Source organism: Tenuifilum sp. (assembly GCF_037481895.1).
GTDB classification, from domain to species: Bacteria; Bacteroidota; Bacteroidia; order Bacteroidales; family Tenuifilaceae; genus Tenuifilum; species Tenuifilum osseticum.
The window spans coordinates 31,391-50,154 of record NZ_JBBFKU010000019.1 but is presented as its reverse complement, the minus strand read 5'-3'; the positions used below and the strand labels follow the sequence as shown (position 1 = coordinate 50,154).

Here is an 18,764-nt window from a genome sequence, read left to right as displayed (position 1 = left end):
TGTTTTTTATTCACTACTGTCTGACAAAAAAATCTTTATCCTCCACGAGGAAATTTAAGTACCCTCTTTTCTATACTTTTACAACAGTTTAACTGCTTCGTGGTAATAGGATTACGTTTCGCCATAGGCGATGAAGTGTTGTTTAAAAACAACCCTAAAATTTCCTTTCTCACTGAGGATATGTTAAGTAAGGATTTTACTAATTCTTATAAACTTTAGTTGGATAGTTGTGGTTTTTAAAATAAAAAAAGGGGTGTCATGCCTTGACACCCCACTTGGTTGGCTAAAGTTCTATCTCGTTATCGTGCTTATCAAAAAAATGGTACTCCAGAAAATGGTACGACGACATGGGTAATAGGTTAATGGCGCATTTATACCTTAAAGCCCACTTAAATCGCTTAGAAAGAAATCCCTTTTTGATGTAGGCAGCAATGTAAGGGTGTAGCTTAATGGTAACGGAGCGGTACTTTTTGCTTGCGCATATTAGCGATAGCTGGTTCTCAATTTGCTCATCGAGCAGGATTGTGGCGGTAACCTTTCCGCTTCCGTTACAAGTAGGACATTTCTCGCTGGTGTCAATGTGCATTTCGGGCCGAACCCGTTGGCGGGTGATTTGCATAAGCCCGAACTTTGTTAGCGGCAGAATATTGTGCTTGGCACGGTCGCGGCTCATGAGCTCCTTCATGCGCTCGTACACCATCTGCTTGTTCTCGTTGCTATGCATGTCGATGAAATCGACAACAATTATACCGCCCATATCGCGAAGCCTGAGTTGACGAGCAATCTCATCGGTAGCAGCCAGGTTAACCTCAAGGGCATTGGTTTCCTGGTCGTTCGACGATTTGGAGCGGTTACCGCTGTTCACATCAATCACATGAAGCGCTTCAGTATGCTCAACAATTAGGTATGCCCCGCTTTTAATTGAAACCGTCCGGCCAAATAGCGATTTAATTTGCTTTTCAACACCAAACTGGTCAAATATGGGCACATTCCCGTTGTAAAGCTTTACAATTTTTTCTTTTTCGGGTGCAATGCTCTCAATGTACTCGCGTATTTCTTCGTAAACGTTCTCGTCGTTCACATGAATGCTGTTGAACGACCCGTTAAGCATATCCCTCAGGATAGCCGATGTTCGTTTAATTTCGCTGGTAAGCAGTACCGGATAACCCGGATTCTTAAGTTTTTCAACGGTGATTTCCCACCTTTTAATTAAGCTGCGCAGCTCTGCATCGAGAACTGCAACCTTTTTGCCCTCGGCGGCGGTACGGACAATAACCCCAAAATTCTTTGGAATAATACTTTCCATTAGCCTTTTTAGTCGCTTGCGCTCCTCGGGGGAAGTAATTTTTTGTGAGATTGAAACCTTATCGTTAAAGGGTACAAGAACGATATTCCGGCCGGCAATTGATATTTCAGAAGTGAGCCTTGGCCCTTTGGTTGAAATGGGCTCCTTGGCAATTTGCACCATTACCGGCTGTCCGGTGCTGAGCACATCGGTTATTTTCCCACTCTTGTCAATGTCGGGCAACATCCCGTACTTTGAGATGGGAATGGTTTTGTTTTTACGCGAGTAGTGATCCTGAACGTACTTCTGGAGTGTTTTAAACTGTGGCCCAAGGTCGAGGTAGTGAAGGAATGCGTCCTTTTCGTAGCCCACATCTACAAAGGCTGCATTTAACCCGGGCATAATTTTTTTTACTTTACCGAGATAGATGTCGCCAACCGAGAACTGAACGTTGCTCCGCTCCTTGTTGAGCTCCACCAGCTGCTTGTTTTCGAGCAGGGCAATCGCAACTTCAGTTTCACGAACATCGATGATTAACTCGGTATTCACTTTTTACGTGTATTTTGTGGTTAGCGATTAAACAATGCAACCTAAAGCACCTTGAGGCACTTTAGGTTGCTTATGTCACCATGCTGATTAGTAAATGGTTATCTATTTTTCTTTTTATGGCGATTCTTACGTAAACGTTTTTTACGCTTATGGGTTGCCATTTTGTGTCTTTTTCTCTTCTTTCCGCTTGGCATTGTGGTAAATTTTGATTGTTAGTACTAAACTATTTCTTTACGTGGTTCTTAACCTTGTTTACAAACGACTTTGAAGGTTTAAAAGCAGGAATGAAGTGCTCAGGAATAATGATGGTGGTGTTCTTTGAGATGTTACGAGCGGTTTTTTTAGCACGCTTTTTAACGATAAAGCTGCCGAAGCCACGCAGGTAAACATTCTTTTCCTTCACCAAGGAATCCTTTACGGCTTCCATGAAAGCCTCAACGGTTTTCTGAACTGCTACTTTCTCGATTCCAGTACTCTTGGAAATCTCGTTTACGATATCAGCCTTTGTCATTTTTGAAAATCTTTAGTTATCAATGAATTAGACAATTACTTTCAAATTTGGATTGCAAATATACATGTTTTGTATCGATAAATAAAATGGTTAAGGTTATTTTTGACAAGATTTTTTTTCTTTTGATTTGATAGTATGGATTTTAGCTCAATACTTTTGAAGTGGTATAAGGCAAATGCGCGCGATTTGCCGTGGCGTAACACTTCCAACCCCTACTATATTTGGGTGTCGGAGGTAATACTCCAGCAAACCAGGGTTGTACAAGGTATCTCGTATTACTACCGCTTTATTGAGCGTTTCCCAACCATTCAGTCGCTTGCCGATGCAAATATTGATGATGTAATGAAGGTTTGGCAGGGCCTTGGCTACTACACGCGTGCACGTAACCTTAAAGCAGGTGCAATTCAGGTTGTGGAACAGTACAATGGGAGTTTGCCCACAAGCTATAGGGAACTTTTAAGGATTAAAGGGTTAGGTGCTTACTCAGCTGCGGCTGTTGCATCGTTTGCCTTTGATGAGGCTGTGCCTGCGGTTGATGGAAATGTTTACCGAATTCTATCGCGTATTTTTGGAATATTTACACCAATCGATTCCACAAGCGGCAAAAAGGAGTTTTTTGCATTGGCAAATGAACTCATCTCCCGAACTGAACCTGGGCGGTTTAACCAGGCTTTGATTGACTTTGGAGCGCTGCAGTGTACGCCAAAATCGCCACGTTGCCCAGAATGCCCCTTTGCCGACTACTGCTATGCATTCCAGAATAACCTGATTGCTGCACTACCAGTAAAGGGTAAAAAGAAACCGCCTACTGACCGTTTTTTTTACTACTTCATGGTAAAGCACAAAGGGTATACCTATATAAAAAGGCGCGAGCAAAAGGATATTTGGCACTCGTTGTACGAGTTCCCAATGCACGAAACTTCGGCAGCACTGAAACCCGATGAGTTAATTGAAATGTTGAATAGTCTAAGCTTCCTGTCGGGTTCCAAGGTGAAAGTGTTGAATATCTCGCAGCCCGTCCGTCATATATTGAGCCATAGGACTATCTGGGCAACCTTTTTAATACTTGAGATTGATAAACCTAACTACGTGATTGCTAATGAGTACGTAAGGGTTCCAATTGACAACGTCAACAATTACTCTTTACCACGAGTGATTGATGCATACATGGCTGCTGAACCTGCACTAAAATATTTTTCAACAAAAAAATAATTGCATAGGTGCGTTTTTTTACTTAAATTGGGTAAGTTATAAACCCTAACCAAAAATTAGTAACGATGTCAGTAAACAAAGTAATCCTGGTAGGAAACGTAGGCAAAGACCCTGAGGTTCGTCACCTTGAAGGTGGAGCAACCGTTGCCCGTTTCTCATTGGCAACCAATGAAACCTACACCGATAAATCGGGTAAAAAGGTAACCCAAACCGAGTGGCACAACATTGTTGTATGGCGTGGCTTAGCCGACATTGCTGAAAAGTATGTTAAAGCCGGAAAGCTTTTGTATGTGGAAGGACGTATCCGCAGTTCCTCATACGAGGATAAGGATGGTAATAAGCGTTATACAACTGAGATTCTCTGCGATAATTTCCGTTTCCTTGGGCCAAATACAAGTCAAGGTGAAAAGGCACCAACCTACACTGAGGAAAAGAACGAGAACGCTGTGGCAAGCGATAACGAAATCGCACCACCTCAACCCGACGATGATTTACCTTTCTAGTATAAAAGTGAACTCCGGCACCGCCGGAGTTCTTTGTTTTTAACCAAGGTTGAAGGTAATCTATTTTGTCGCCTCATTAATTATTAGCTGAGCCAGCTCATTGGCCTTGCTGGGCGATTTGGCTTCGGCGTAAATTCGAATAATAGGCTCAGTGTTCGATTTGCGCATGTGTACCCAACCCTCCGCAAAGTCGATACGCAAACCGTCGATGGTGTTGATTTGCTCGTTCGTAAATTTAGACATGAGACGTTCAAGAACCGCATCGGGATTTAACCCCTGCTTGAGCTCCAACTTGTTTTTTGAGATGAAGTAGTTTGGGTATTGCTGTCGAATCTCCGAACACTTTTTGCCACTTTTTGCAAGTAGGGTGAGGAATAAAGCAATACCCACAAGGGCATCGCGACCGTAGTGCAGCTCAGGGAGTATAACCCCACCATTACCCTCGCCACCAATAACAGCGTTTACCTCTTTCATCCTGGTAACCACGTTTACCTCGCCCACTGCGGAGGCAAAGTATTCCTTGCCGTATTTAAGGGTAATATCGCGCAGGGCTGCAGTGCTCGACAGGTTCGACACGGTGTTGCCGGGGTTTTGGCTCAGTACATAATCGGCACAAGCAACCAGGGTGTACTCCTCGCCAAACATAGTGCCATCTTCGTTAATAATGGCAAGCCTGTCCACATCGGGGTCAACCACAAAGCCCACGTCGGCGCTGCGTTCCTTTATTACTTTTGATATATCAGTTAAATGTTCGGGTAGGGGTTCGGGGTTGTGCGGAAAATCGCCAGTGGGGTCGGTATAAAGTTCAATGATATCATTTACACCTAAGGCTTTTAGTAGTCGCGGTAGCGCTATTCCGCCAACGGAGTTGACACAGTCAATTGCAACCCTAAAGTTTGCTTTACCAATAGCATCAGTATCAACATATTTTAGGTTGATAATATGCTTAATGTGTTCGTCTATAAAGGAGTACTCTTCGTCGGTTATGCCAAGGTTGTCGATATCGGCAAACGAAAAGCTTTCGCTATCGGCAATTTCAAGGACTTTTCGGCCATCGGTGTCCGATAGGAATTCGCCTTTCTCGTTCAGTAGCTTGAGGGCGTTCCACTGACGGGGATTGTGGCTTGCAGTTAGAATAATTCCCCCATCGGTTTTTTCATGTATTACCGCCATTTCAACTGTGGGTGTGGTGGCAAGTCCAAGGTTAAGAACATCAACTCCACATCCCATGAGTGTTCCAATCACCAGATTGTTAACCATCTCGCCTGAAATGCGCGCATCGCGACCTACTGCAACCCTACAACGTTTACCATTATTACGTTGTTTTAGCCACTCGGCATACGCCGATGTAAACCTAACTATATCAATTGGGGTGAGGTTTTCGCCAATTCCACCACCTATAGTTCCGCGTATTCCCGATATCGATTTAATGAGAGTCATTTTGGTTTGATTTTGTAGCGCAAAGTTAGAAAAATAGTTGTTTGCAGGGATTTCATCTAACCATATTTATGGGTTGCTAAAATGTGTTATGCCTGGTCAGATTTGTTCTGCTTAGCTTTGAAGAGCGGTAAAAAACAATTAATTTTGGGAATAGCATATTGGGTTAGCCATGAAACGTTTAAATGTAATTACCCTGTTAATTCTTCTTTTTTCAAATGGGCTTTTTTCCCAAAAGGTGAGCTTAGTTTTAAGCGGTGGTGGAGCAAAGGGGTTAGCCCACATTGGAGTTATTAAAGCTCTGGAGGAAAACGGAATTCCAATCGATAACGTTTCGGGTACCTCGATGGGAGCCATAATTGGCGGACTCTATGCCATGGGCTACTCCCCCGATGAGATGGTTGAAAAGTTTAAAACACGCGACTTTTACAACTGGAGCAAGGGTATAATAGGTGAATCGCTCAAGTATAACATTAACGATTTCTCGTTAACCGATGCCGAAAATCTTAGTGTTGGGCTTATGCTCACGTCCAAGGGTATCAAGCCTAAGGTTGCATCGAGTTTTATACCCACCGTTGGGATGGATATTGCCTTTGATGAACTTTTTGCTCAGGGCACAGCCGTTTCAGGGGGCGACTTTAATAACCTTTTTGTGCCCTTTAGGTGCAACGCCTCCGATGTGGTTGGCAAAAACATTGTTTACTTCCGTAATGGCGACTTAGGGAGAAGTATTAGAACTTCAATGACTTTTCCGCTCTACTTTAAGCCAATTTTCGTTGATAGTTTACTACTTTTCGATGGTGGAATCTATAACAACTTCATGTGGCCTGAGGCCTTAAAGGAGTTTTCGCCCGATTTCATTATTGGCAGCAAGGTGGCAAACAACTCTAAGAGCCCCTCGGACGACGATCCGTTTGAGCAGCTCGAGGCAATGATTGTAGGTATGACCAACTATGATATTCCCGATTCAATCGGGATGGTTATTGATACCCGATTGCCTGATGTTAACCTTTTAGATTTTGACCGGGTTGAGGAGATTGTCGGCTTAGGATACCAATCGGCTATTAATTTAATGGATAGCATTAAGGCAAAGGTAAGCCGCAGAGTACCCCTCGATAGCCTTACTCAGGCCCGCAAAAAGTTTCGTGAGAAACTTCCACCACTATACATTTCACAAATCAGCGTTTTGGGATTGAACCCCAGGCAGCAAAAGTATATCGACAGAGTATTAAAGAGCAAATTCAGCATTGTTACCTTTGATAGGTTTAAGGTTAACTACTACCGGTTAATGTCCGATAAGGTTTTTGCTCGTCTTCAACCCCGGTTTGTTTACGATAGGAATAGCGGTCTTTTTGATGTGAAAATGCAAGCCACCCTTAACAGGTACCCCAGTCTGGGTTTAGGCCTGAGCCTTTCATCCGATATTGGCAATGAGGGGTTTTTCTCTTTTACCCATAACTGGTTAACCAGAACCTCAAATACACTGTACGGCAATATTTACTTTGGAAAATTTCACAGTAGCGCAAGGCTAACGGCCATGAAAACTTTCCCTTCGCGAATTCCTGTCTCGCTGGTATCAACTTTTGTGGCTAACCGCTACGATTACCATAGCGGTAATCCGGTTCCCTTTTTCGAGGATGTAAAACCTGCCTATGCCATCCAGGATGAGACCTTTGCCACAGTTGCTTTGCGCTTTAGCCATACCAGTGCACGGAACACATCAATGTTTGTAACCAGTGGTGAAAAATTAGATGAGTATTACCAAACCGAAAACTACTTCTCATTCGATATTCCCGATAAAACCCGTTTCCGGTTCTTGAAGGGGGGCATCAGGCTGGAAAAAAATACCCTGAACCATAAGCAGTATGCTAACCGGGGGCGACATCAACTTATATCGGTATCGGGGTACTACGGACACGAAATTCATAAACCCGGCACAACTGCCACGCAACTATCGGAATTTGACGATTACCAATCGTTTATCACTGCATACCTTCACAATGAGAGCTACCATAGGATAATTGGACAGAGTTTCTGGCTTGGCTTTTACCTGGACGGCTACTGGTCATCGCAACGGTTTTTCGATAATTATTGGGCTACAATTCTGTCAATGAATCAGTTCTCGCCAACCCCGCATTCGCGGATAATGTTTTTAAAGGAACTTCGCTCAAGCAAGTATGTTGCTATTGGTTTATCGCCGGTTGTTGATTTTGGCAGCAATGTGAGTTTCCGAATCGATGCTTTTGTTTATCAGCCATACAGAGCCATTTTAGCTAATAGCGATGGTTTAGCCTACTACGGCGATGCCTTTAAAAGCAGGGAGTATCTGATGTCGGCCTCAGTAATTTATAGTTCTCCGGTAGGCCCAGTTTCAATATCAATATCGCATTACCCTAAGAATGTGGGTAAACAGTTCTTTTTGAATTTGTCGTTTGGATACTCGTTGTTTAACCCAAGGGTTTTCGATAACTAACGATTTGCCTCGAGTAGGTTGCGCATTTTCTGGATAAGCACCTCAATCTGGAAAGGCTTGCTGATGTAATCGTCCATTCCGGCGGCTAAACATTCTTCCCTGTCGCCCATGAGTGCATTAGCAGTTATGGCAATAATTGGGGTGTGAGAGTTTGTGCTTGCCTCAATCTCCCGAATCTTTTTAGCTGCCGTGTAGCCATTCATGATTGGCATTTGAACATCCATCAGAATAATATCGTACTTGCTGGTTCCAAATTTATCTAATGCCTCTTTCCCGTTTACAGCTACATCAATGTTTTTAACCAGCTTTTTAAGGCTGAGTAATACAATCTTCTGGTTAATCAGGTTGTCCTCCACCAGCAAAACATTGGCATTTTCTAATCTAACATCTGTTGTGGGTAACTTCTCAACCTTGCTAACTTCAGGAGTTTCGGGTACAATTTCATCGATACCTTTTTCCTTGCCCTCGGCTTGCTGGATTTCTTCTTTAAGCGATGTGGGAACTTTAAGCAGCCTGATGTTGAAGTTTATTTGTGAGTCCTGCGACGTTAGCTTAACATTTAGCTTACCACCATTTTCGCGTATAAGCTTGGCTGCAATTTTTAGGTCGAGCATCTCAATAAACACCTGGTTGCTCAGGGCGGTTGAGCCATCGGTTAGGGTAGTTGACGATACTCCATCGGCATGGTGCAGGAGTAAGGGGGTGTTTGTTTTGATTTCGGTATAGATGTCAACCCCATCGCCAGCTTCCTGCATTTTATTGATCTTAATGTCAAGTATTACCTTTTGGCTGCTTTTGTTTTTAATGATACTCTCCACAATGTTTAGGAAGATCTGCTTTAGCTTAACGGGGTCGCCTAGTAGGTTTTTCGGAAGACGCTCATCGTACTTAAAGGAAAAACTAACAGTGCCCGATTGGGTTGAAAAGAGGCGGAATGTGTTGTTAAGCGTATTTTGAAGGTCAAATGGCACAAGTACATCGGAGTCTTTTGGCATCTCGCTTATGGAGAGATCAATCATACTGTTCAGAGTACTCATAAGGTTATTTGACGAAGCCTGAATGGTGTCAATCATATCCTTGAGCTTCTCTTCCTGGATCTGGTTTGAAAGTATGTTTGAGATTATGACAATGTTATTTAATGGTGTTCTTATGTCGTGCGAAAGCTTGGCAAGGTTCTCGGTTCGTTTTTTAATGTCATTTTTAAGTTCAATGCTTTTTATTTCTAACTCTTGCAGCTGTTTAGTTCTAATGAACCATAGCAGCGACACAGAGGTTAGGTAAACAATAAATCCAATGCTAATGAAATATCGGTTTACATAAAAAATATTTTCGGCGGGTAATCCAACAACAGGGAGGGTAAATAGAACAATAGGGAGTAGTACTGCAAAAGCAACAAGTGTCACCGATGCTTTATTGAATGGGGTAGAGCTGAAAAATATTAGAGGTAACAGCATTGTAACTGCTAACAGTAAAAGGTTGTTTGAACCCAGAAGTATATTTACCAGTATGCCTATAGCAAAAATGTAGGAAATGACAAGACCAATACTGCTAAAGCGGTTTGAACGAAAAAGCATTAAAAGTAAAACCAGAGCTACTATAAAAGTAGAAAAATTAATTATTGCAACAGGTAAAGATGCTTTAAGTGAGGTAATGGCTAGGATTATGAAAATGAGCAGTGAAGGAATAGCAATAAGGTTTAGCTGAGTAATCTTATCGGCAAAATCTTTTGATTTGTTTGTATCAACACCAAACGACAAAACCTCTATGAGTTTATTGGCTATTTTCATCTGAAATGATTTTCAGTTTAAACAACAATCCAAATATAACAATATTTTAAATTATTAGGCTAATTTAAAAACTTTATATAAACCTATTATGTTTAGTTCGAATTTACAAAAAAAACGATAAGCCGAATAGCAAAGGAGTAACTGTGGTGTTAAAAGAACACCTTGTGGATTACGTTTAAAATGGCAAGACCTCCCAGCGTGAAAATTACAGCACCCGAAATCTTATTGATCCACCAGAGCTGCTTTAGCCTAAAATGCCTGCGAAAATAGTTTACGGTTGAAGTAAGGATATACCACCAAAGAGCACCGCCAAGGAAAACTCCAGCGAGCGCTATTAGGTTCACCCATATACTTTGGTCGTGGCTAATTACCCCCGCTGTGGCAAAAAGGGCAATGAAAAAGAAAACGGCAAGCGGATTGGAACCGGTTAGCAGAAGAACCGACATGAAGTCCTCAAGCAAATTGTTCTTTTTCCGTTTGTTCCGTTTAAGCTGCGAAATTGGATTTGTTGAAAAAATCTTTAAACCCAAAAAAACTACTATAACCCCGCCAACAAGTTCAATTATAGTTTGTCGTTCTTCAAGAAAGCTGATAATGAACGAAAGGCTAAACCCCGCAATGGCAGCAAAAAGCGTATCGGCAGTGGCTGCTCCTAAACCAGAAAGAAAACCGCTAATCTTACCCTTATTGATGGTTCGTTGAACGCAGATAACCCCAATTGGTCCAAGCGGTATGCTTGCAGCCAATCCTATAATCATTCCCTTGATTAGCAGGGTTAAAAGCATGGTAGTTTCGTTCATAGATGCGGTGCAAATATACCAATAATTAGCAAATATCTGACCGTTATGTTTTGGGAATTAAGAAATAGTGTTAAACTACAGTATATTCTTAACTAAAAGCCTTGGCTCCAGCATCTCGAGCATGGCATACTTAACCCCCTCGCGCCCAAAGCCTGAGTTTTTAATTCCACCGTAAGGCATGTGGTCGACCCTGAAGGTGGGGACATCGTTAATGATTACACCGCCAACCCGTAACTCATTGAATGCAAAATTCATTTCATCGAGCAGGTTGGTAAATACCCCAGCCTGTAACCCGTATTCCGATTGGTTTATATGGTTTACTGCTTCGTGAAAATCGGTGTAGGGTTCAAGGGTGACAACCGGGCCAAAAACCTCCAGGGCACAAACCTTCATGTTGCTGGTGGTGTTGGTAAGAACCGTGGGCGGGAAAAATGAGCCCTGACGTTTCCCTCCTAGTAATAATTTAGCACCCGCAGCCACTGCTTCGTTTACCCATTCCTCAACTCTTGCTGCATTTTCCTCGTCTATCATTGATGAAATGTCGGTGTCGGTGTTCAGAGGGTGTCCATTCCTTAGCTTTGCAGCGCCTTGTATGAACTTTTCGGAGAAGGCTGTGAAAACTGATTGATGGACGTAAATACGCTGGGTGTGAATGCATACCTGGCCAGCATAGGCAAAGGCACCGCTCAAGCACTTTGTAACGGCCTGTTCAAGGTTGGCTGATGGAGTTACTATTACACCTGCGTTGCCTCCAAGCTCAAGCACTACGCGCTTATGGCCAGCCTGGTTTTTCATTTTCCAACCGACCTGTGGCGAACCTGTAAAGGATAGTAAGGCGAACCTGGGATCGGTTACCAGCTTGTTACCAATCTCGCGGTTAGTGGGTAGAATTGATAGTGCACCCTTTGGAAGAAGAGTGGCTTTAACCACTTCGGCAAGCTTTAGAGCCGATAGGGGAGTAGAACGGGCTGGCTTTAAAATAATAGGACAACCAGCCGCTATAGCGGGTGCAATTTTATGAACGCTAAGGTTCAGAGGGAAATTGAATGGTGCTATACCTGCAATTAGCCCAATAGGAAAATACTTTACTAGTCCCTCTTTACCTTTCCCTTGCGGAGTCCAATCAATACGTATGAGCTCTGCAGGTGGCCTTTTGGCTTCTTCGGCTGCAATAATGAATGTTTGTATGGCCCTGTCAATCTCACCATAGGCAAGCTTAATGGGTTTACAAGCCTCTAGGGATAGTGTTTTAGCAAAATCATCGCGACTTTCCTTGATCCCCTGAGCAATTTGCATTAATATACCGTATTTTTCATAGGCTGCCAAATCAGCCATAGGCCGCTCGGCCTGCTGTGCAAGCAGTATTGCCTGTTCAAGTTCTTTTTCTCCTGCAAGATGAACCTTGGCAATGGGAGAATTGTCCCATGGACAATGAACATGGTAGGTTTCGTTTGTGGAAATGAATTCACCTCCAATGTATGGGTATATTTCAGGAAGGGCCATAGCAAGCAAATTTTAAATTTCACCCAAAAATAGCTTTAATTGGATTAGTAAGAACGGCAAATCATTTATCTTTACACATCGTTTTTAAAATAACATCCACCATGCAGCTAAAGAATCTGTTTAAATCCAATTTATTTCTGATGTTTCTTTCGGGGTTGCTTTTAGCGCTCCCATGGTATGAGGGTTTACCAAGCTACACTATTTTTTTTGGGTTTGTTCCCCTTTTTGTGTCATACTATAGGCTAGTTGAGCAAAAAACTGGTTTTTGGAAGATATTTGGGTTTGTTTACCTGTCCTTTTTCACCTGGAACATTTTAGCTACCTGGTGGATTTATAACGCTACTGTGATTGGAGCCGTATTGGCTGTTTTGCTTACGGCTTCGCTAATGACCATTGTTTTCAGTATTTACCATTTCATTCATATAAATACGAGTAAAACCATTGGTGCTTTTGCGTTTATAACTTTTTGGATTGCCTGGGAGCAATTTTTTCATAATTCCGAAATAACCTGGCCATGGCTAACCCTGGGCAATAGCCTGGGTAATCATCCTATGGTAATTCAGTGGTACGAGTACACAGGTGTGTTGGGCGGTTCGCTTTGGATTTTAGTGGTTAACTTTTTTATTCTTTCGCAGATTACTGCTTACCGCGAGAGAGTTTATGGTCGCATTGCATGGTTCTTTTCCGATGTTCTCCTCTTTTTCACAATCCCTTTTGCTCTGTCGCTTTGCATCTACTTTAACCACGAAGAGAAGGGCGAAAAAGTAAATGTGCTCATAGTTCAACCTAACATTGATCCCTACAACGAAAAGTTCAGCGGGTTAACTAACGAGCAGCAAATGGACATCATGCTTAATCTTGCTGAAGAGAACATTGACAGTACCATTCGCTATGTGGTATGTCCTGAGACTGCCATCGACGACCGCATTTGGGAGCATCAGCTGGCGGATAACGAAAGTGTAAAAAGGCTGAAAGCCTTTGTTGATAGGCATCCCGGTGTGATGTGGATAACCGGTTTGGTATCGCTTAAACTTTATAAGCCGAACGAGCCAGTGTCGCATACTGCCCGAAAGCTGCCTTACGATGAAAGGTATTACTACGATAGGTATAACTCAGCCATTCAGGTCGATACGTTGTTCAATTTGCCCATTTACCACAAATCCAAACTGGTTGTTGGGGTTGAGATGATGCCCTACCCGCAATACCTTAAGTTTCTTGAGAAACTTTCAATCGATTTAGGGGGAATTACCGGGAGTTTAGGAACACAGCCCGATAGAGGTGTTTTCCGTTCAACCGATGGTAAGTATGGCGTAGGGCCAATAATCTGCTACGAATCGGTTTTTGGGGAGTATGTAGCAGGTTATGTGCAAAATGGGGCAAACCTGCTCTTTGTTATCACAAACGATGGTTGGTGGGGCGATACGCCGGGCTACAGGCAACACCTCTCGTTCTCGCGCATTCGCGCCATTGAGATGCGCCGTTCAATAGCCCGTTCCGCCAATACCGGTATATCGGCCATCATAAACCAGCGTGGCGAGGTTATTGATTCCCTTGGTTGGTGGAAGCGGGGAGTAATAAAAGGCTCTGTATATGCCAATAATGCTACTACATACTATGCCCGTCATGGCGATTACATAGGAGATATCTCGGCGTTCATGGCTTTACTCTCACTAGCCTATAGTATTTCAAGGTTCCTGATGCGAAGGAAGAAACAGGAATCAATGTCGTTTAGTTAACAAAAATATACATGCCTGTCATCCTGAGCACAGCGAAGGATCTCTAATCGATCCCATGAGACGTTTCGCTTAGCTAAACATGGCAATAGCTTCACGAACAACGATTACACGAACAACGAACAACGCTTCCAGCCCCTAGGAGCAAAACATTTAAAACTCCATTGTCATCCCGAGCGTAATCGAGGGATCTCGATTTAAGATTTAAGAACTCACTAGTTAGCACACGTCTTTAGACGCACACATAAATCGCCCTGAAAGGGCAAATCACAATAGCCCTGGGTTTTAACCCAGGGTATTGAGGTGTTAAAATTATTTTGCGATGCACGCAATACATTTTCCAAAGAGCAAAGGTGAGGCTTTGCATCGCAACAGAAAGGTATTACAAAGAGCGTTTTTTATGTTCTTTCTTGTCTTGATACAAGAAAGAACCAAAGAAAATCAAGGCTGAAAAGCCCGACCCGATGGGTACCCCGCGGGTGCAACTGCCGCGCGATACTATTCGCCACGCCTGTGGCGTGACTCATGTGGTATCGCTTACAAAACCCACCGCCACGTTCCACCCCCGACCCATTGCCGGGTCGGGCTTTTATGCCTCTGCTTGCTTCTTCCGCTCCATTCCCTCTCAGGGAAAAGGGTTGGGGTGAGGTCGTATCCCACGAACAACGAGCAACCTACACGAATAACTTCATTTGTCATCCTGAGCGTAGCGAAGGATCTCTAATCGATCTCATGTGACGTTTCGCTTAGCTCAACATTGCAATAGCTTCACGAACAACAAATAACGCTTCCAGCCCCGTAGGGGCGTAATATTTGTAACACCATGATTATTCCCACATGTATAGCGATGCACGCAATACTTAAGCCAAAGAGCAAGGGTAAAACTTTGCATCGCAACAGAAAAGTATGGCAAAGAGCGGTTTACACAAAAAATAACAAGGATTAAAGATAAAGAGATGCTTCAGCTAGCTCAGCATGACAAGGGAGCAGAAAGGAAGATAGGGTTTTTGTCATCCCAAACAAGGCCGAGGGATCTCCTCAAAGGATTGAAGTGAAAAGAGCAATAAGATGCTTCGGCGAAGTCTAACCCTATATAATTCGGGACTCAGCACGACAGCGTGATGTTTTGCTTGCGCGAAGCATGAAAATAACTTTAACTAAACAACATTAAAACAGGAATTTTAACAATGGGCGAACTATTAAGTTTTGTCCTAATAGAAAAAACATTGCACAAAATGGCTCAGATTTGCCATAGGTATCAAATCTCAGTTATTGTGTAACATTAAAAACCTTTTTTACTTCCTGAACTTCCTGATGAACTCCTCAACCTCGGGCACGCCACCCTGGTAAATGAGATAACCGTTATAGGGTTCACGTGGGGTAATTTCATCGTTAATGGGAGTAAGCATCAGGCGTTTTACCTCCTCGGGGTCATCGGTTTGGCCAAGCACCCAACCCAATTTGATATAGGCAGTTTCGGGGAGCATGTTCTCGGCGGGGATGATTCCCTTGGCCATCAGGTCGCGACCGGTGTCGTACACGTACATGTGGGCATAACCCCAAAGGGTTTGAACGGTCATGAACATGTGAACACCCTTCTTTTTGGCTCGCTCAATGGCGGGGTATAGAGGTTTGTTAACGTGGCCAAGTCCTGTCCCGGCAATTATTATACCCCTATATCCATTATCGACCAATGAGTCGATAATATCGGGTTTCATATTTGGGTAGTAGTACACTATCGATACTTTTTCTTCAAAGTAGGGCAGTATTTTGGCTTTTCTGTCCTTTCGGCGGTGGTTGTAGGTGTCCTTAATGGGTTTAACGCCATCATTTAGGCTAACGGTTGCCAGGGGTGTATCGCCAATGGTACGGAAGGTGCTGCGGTAGGAGGAGTGCATTTTACGTACCCTTGTGCCCCTGTGAAGGAATCCATACTCGTCGGAGGTGGGGCCAAACATACATACCATTACCTCGGCAATATCGGAATGGCCTGCTGTGTATGCAGCATGCATCAGGTTAAGCGCTGCGTCGCTGCTGGGGCGGTCGCTACTTCGCTGGGAGCCAACCAGTACAATGGGGATTGGTGAGTTTTGAACCATAAAGGTGAGTGCTGCTGCAGTATGGCTAAGGGTGTCGGTGCCATGACCAATTATTATTCCATCAATCCCGTTTTCAATCTCTTTGCCAATGGCTATTGCAAGTGCCTTGTACTGCTCTGGGCCCATGTTCTCACTGAATACAGCAAATAACTTCTCTGTTGATAGGTTGCAAATATCAGCCAGTTCGGGTACAGCACCGTATAGTTCGCCAGGCGAGAATGCTGGTATTACAGCTCCGGTTCGGTAATCGAGTCGCGATGCAATAGTACCTCCGGTTCCCAGCAGCTTAACCTTGGGAAGGTTAGGGGTGTATGGGAACTCCTTTTCTGGAATTTTATAGGTGGCCTTGTAGTACCCCACCTCTTTCATGGCTTTAATTGTAAAAATGTCGATACCAATATTGTAACCCGTTGCTATCTTTAGCACAATGTGAGTGTCGTCGTCGTTTTCGGCACGGGGTAAAACAGTACCCTGAAACTCACCTCGGGTGGTTTCAATGATGGCTTTTCCCCAAACCCTAACGTTGAACTTTTTTAGAACTTCAAGCGCACGGCCTTTATATCCCTGAAAAATATCTTCCATAATCTTTTGGTTATTCATTGAGTATTTAGCTAATTCGTTGCTTTATCCTTGAGTGCAATACGGCAGGGTCAACATTTCCCAGCGCTTGCTTATGCAGCTGTCCCATTACCCAATTTATAGCATTCTCCGGCTTATCCTTTTTGGCAATCTTTATCTCCTTGAATTTTTCAATGAGGTAATCTACAGGAGCAAGCAGTTCTTCCTCGGTCTTTCGCTTAAAGTTGATACTGGTTAGTACCGAGTTGAAATCCATGTTGGGGTACTGGTAAACAACCGGAAGCATAAGCTTAGCTATGGAGTGATGCAGCTTGTTCTCTTTAATGAAGCGGAATAGTTCTACAATTCGGGAGTAGTTAAAATCCTTATGTTTAGGGTATTTTCCTTCAATTCGTTTAAGCTTATGCCCAAGTAGTGAACCTACATAGCGCGAAGGGAATCCCAAACCAACAATTTCCTCGATAACCGGAACCAGGTTTCGCCTTAACAGGAAGGGATGGGCATCCTCAGGAATTTGCATTTGGGCAAGCTGTTGGAAACGGTGCCATATGTCGACAGGTAATCGCTCACGCAATTTCTCAATATAGGCCTCGTCCAAAGGAATGGGGGCTGAGTCGGTATCGGGGTACATGCGATCGGCACCGGGTAGAACGCGTTCAAAGATGGTTGTTCCATCGGCAAGCGGGCGGCGGGTTTCGCGTGGAACCCCCTCAAAGGCCATGCGGCACCGCTCCTCAATGGTTTCAATAGCTGTTGGGATATCGTTGGCGGGGCCCCAAATAAGTACAATTGCATCGTCGGGTGAGGCTTTGAGCAGCGATGCTAAGCGTGTAGTGTCGCTTTCAGAAAGCGGAATTTCCAAATCCTCATTACTGGTGATGTTGGGTCGTTCAATGCAGGCTATAACCTTGAGCCTATCAGCTAGTTCATTGGTGAAACACTTTCCGGGCTGGGTGAAATGCGAGAGTATTCCATGGAATGCCGGAAGGGCAATTGCAACAACCTTGTAACCCATATCGGCAAACCTATTTGCAACCGCATGCTCAATTCCTTGTGAGTAGGGGTCGATTTCAATATGGCGTATTACCCACTTTTCGGGCGATGGCACTCGATCCAAAAGCAGCTTTCTGATGTGGAGTAGCGCCCACTGCCTAAAACACTCATTATGCGAAAGCATTGGCAACCACTTGTTATGCGAAACTCCCTTGATTTCCACACGTGTTCCACCCTCGCAACTTACGTTTGTGTCCTGTCGGGCAGCGCCAATACCAGTACGAACCTTGCCGGTACTACGGTTCAGAAACCGAATATAATCAGCAGCCTCGCGGAGCTCATCGGGAGTAAGGCACTGAGGGTGGGTAACGGTTTCAATTAGTGGCATGCCCAACCTGTCGGTTTTGTATATGCGACGATGCCCAACATCTGAGATTTCACGACAGGCATCCTCCTCAATACTGAGCTGTATTAGTCCAACCTTTTTATTCTTTAGCTGAATCTGACCCTCAACACCCAGAATGGCGGTTCGTTGGAATCCGGTTGGGATGGAGCCGTCCAGGTATTGCTTTCGGGTAATGTGAACCTCGCCCACAATGTTGAACTTGCAAAGCAATGATATTTCAAGAGCTATTTCCAGCGCCTCTCGGTTTATGGGAAAAGGAGGCGTGTCGTCAATTTCATAAGTGCAGGTGGTTTTGTTGTTTATGCGGTAAACAATCTCCTTTCGGGTTTTAAACTCCATAAGGGCAGTACCGTCGTATTCGCCCATTTCGCTAAGGGTTGGTCGCATATGGCGAATAATTTCCGCATGGTAGTCATTATCGTCGTGGTAAATGCCTGCCGGACAGCGGCAGAATAGTTTTTGCTTGGTTTTGAGTTGCTGATGAACTTCAAGCCCCGATTTGAATCCAATGCGTTCATAATCCTTAGGGGTGGCCTCGGCTCGGGTTACATAGCCAATAGCCTTCATGGTTTCCCGGTAGTTCTTTTGTGGGTCGAAATGCTTACCGGGCGTTTGTTTTTTGGCCATTTTGGTTTAGGTGTGGGTTGGTTTACAGCCTTCTAAGTTAAAAAACTGCTAGGAATTTCCAAATGATTTATCAGTGCAATGTGATTGCTAGAAAAATTGCGTAAAATTATTAATTAACAGAAAATTAACTTTTTAGTTGTTTTTTGTTGATGATTTATCGGAATTTTAAATTGAAATGTTTGCTAGTGGCATAGTGTTTGATGCTAGTTAAATGTTTTTCTCTGGTTTTGCAATTATTTTGAAACCATTCAAAATGTAATCTAAAAC

The 18,764-nt window shown here is 43.6% G+C and carries 13 protein-coding genes; 5 read left to right on the top strand and 8 right to left on the bottom strand.

Going from position 1 to position 18,764, the window contains the following annotated elements:
• Window positions 1-283 precede the first annotated feature (283 nt).
• Window positions 284-1,834 (bottom strand): Rne/Rng family ribonuclease, encoded by a 1,551-nt coding sequence (locus WHS63_RS07440; RefSeq protein WP_445204555.1) that lies wholly within the window; start codon window positions 1,832-1,834, stop codon window positions 284-286.
• 223 nt (window positions 1,835-2,057) lie between these two features.
• Entirely contained in the window at window positions 2,058-2,345 is a 288-nt protein-coding gene (locus WHS63_RS07435) for an HU family DNA-binding protein (RefSeq protein WP_369489174.1), read from the bottom strand.
• Window positions 2,346-2,480: 135 nt separating this feature from the next.
• On the opposite strand from WHS63_RS07435, the gene mutY reads away from it, so the two are divergent.
• Entirely contained in the window at window positions 2,481-3,557 is a 1,077-nt protein-coding gene (gene mutY, locus WHS63_RS07430; protein ID WP_445204554.1) for an A/G-specific adenine glycosylase, read from the top strand.
• Window positions 3,558-3,622: 65 nt separating this feature from the next.
• Window positions 3,623-4,060, top strand: a complete 438-nt coding sequence (locus WHS63_RS07425; RefSeq protein ID WP_445204553.1) for a single-stranded DNA-binding protein — start codon at window positions 3,623-3,625, stop codon at window positions 4,058-4,060.
• 60 nt (window positions 4,061-4,120) lie between these two features.
• Here WHS63_RS07425 and glmM read toward each other — a convergent pair whose 3' ends face one another.
• The gene (gene glmM / locus WHS63_RS07420) at window positions 4,121-5,500 is read right to left on the bottom strand and encodes a phosphoglucosamine mutase (RefSeq protein WP_445204552.1); all 1,380 of its coding nucleotides are present in this window, start codon (window positions 5,498-5,500) and stop codon (window positions 4,121-4,123) included.
• Between the two features lie 169 nt (window positions 5,501-5,669).
• On the opposite strand from glmM, the gene WHS63_RS07415 reads away from it, so the two are divergent.
• Window positions 5,670-7,970, top strand: a complete 2,301-nt coding sequence (locus WHS63_RS07415) for a patatin-like phospholipase family protein (protein ID WP_445204551.1) — start codon at window positions 5,670-5,672, stop codon at window positions 7,968-7,970.
• Here WHS63_RS07415 and WHS63_RS07410 read toward each other — a convergent pair.
• The 3 genes from WHS63_RS07410 to WHS63_RS07400 form a co-directional block, all read right to left on the bottom strand.
• Window positions 7,967-9,757 carry a response regulator gene (locus WHS63_RS07410; protein ID WP_445204550.1) on the bottom strand — a complete coding sequence of 597 codons (1,791 nt, stop codon included), beginning with the start codon at window positions 9,755-9,757 and terminating at the stop codon, window positions 7,967-7,969. The genes WHS63_RS07415 and WHS63_RS07410 overlap by 4 nt on opposite strands.
• Window positions 9,758-9,906: 149 nt before the next feature.
• A complete protein-coding gene (locus WHS63_RS07405; RefSeq protein WP_445204549.1) occupies window positions 9,907-10,557 on the bottom strand; it encodes a LysE family translocator in 651 nt (216 codons plus the stop codon).
• Window positions 10,558-10,632: 75 nt separating this feature from the next.
• On the bottom strand, window positions 10,633-12,060 hold the full coding sequence (locus tag WHS63_RS07400; protein WP_445204548.1) for an aldehyde dehydrogenase family protein: 1,428 nt from the start codon (window positions 12,058-12,060) through the stop codon (window positions 10,633-10,635).
• A gap of 101 nt (window positions 12,061-12,161) precedes the next feature.
• Between WHS63_RS07400 and lnt the strand changes: the two genes are divergently transcribed.
• Window positions 12,162-13,796: an apolipoprotein N-acyltransferase gene (lnt, locus tag WHS63_RS07395; RefSeq protein WP_445204547.1), complete on the top strand. Its 1,635-nt coding sequence runs from the start codon at window positions 12,162-12,164 to the stop codon at window positions 13,794-13,796.
• A gap of 461 nt (window positions 13,797-14,257) precedes the next feature.
• Window positions 14,258-14,440, top strand: coding sequence for a hypothetical protein (locus tag WHS63_RS07390; protein WP_445204546.1), 183 nt, complete (start codon window positions 14,258-14,260; stop codon window positions 14,438-14,440).
• A gap of 648 nt (window positions 14,441-15,088) precedes the next feature.
• On the opposite strand, the gene gatD is transcribed toward WHS63_RS07390, so the two are convergent.
• Together gatD and gatE are read right to left on the bottom strand one after the other, a co-directional pair.
• Window positions 15,089-16,474: a Glu-tRNA(Gln) amidotransferase subunit GatD gene (gene gatD / locus WHS63_RS07385; protein WP_445204545.1), complete on the bottom strand. Its 1,386-nt coding sequence runs from the start codon at window positions 16,472-16,474 to the stop codon at window positions 15,089-15,091.
• A gap of 25 nt (window positions 16,475-16,499) precedes the next feature.
• A complete protein-coding gene (gatE, locus tag WHS63_RS07380; RefSeq protein ID WP_445204544.1) occupies window positions 16,500-18,497 on the bottom strand; it encodes a Glu-tRNA(Gln) amidotransferase subunit GatE in 1,998 nt (665 codons plus the stop codon).
• Window positions 18,498-18,764: the final 267 nt, after the last annotated feature.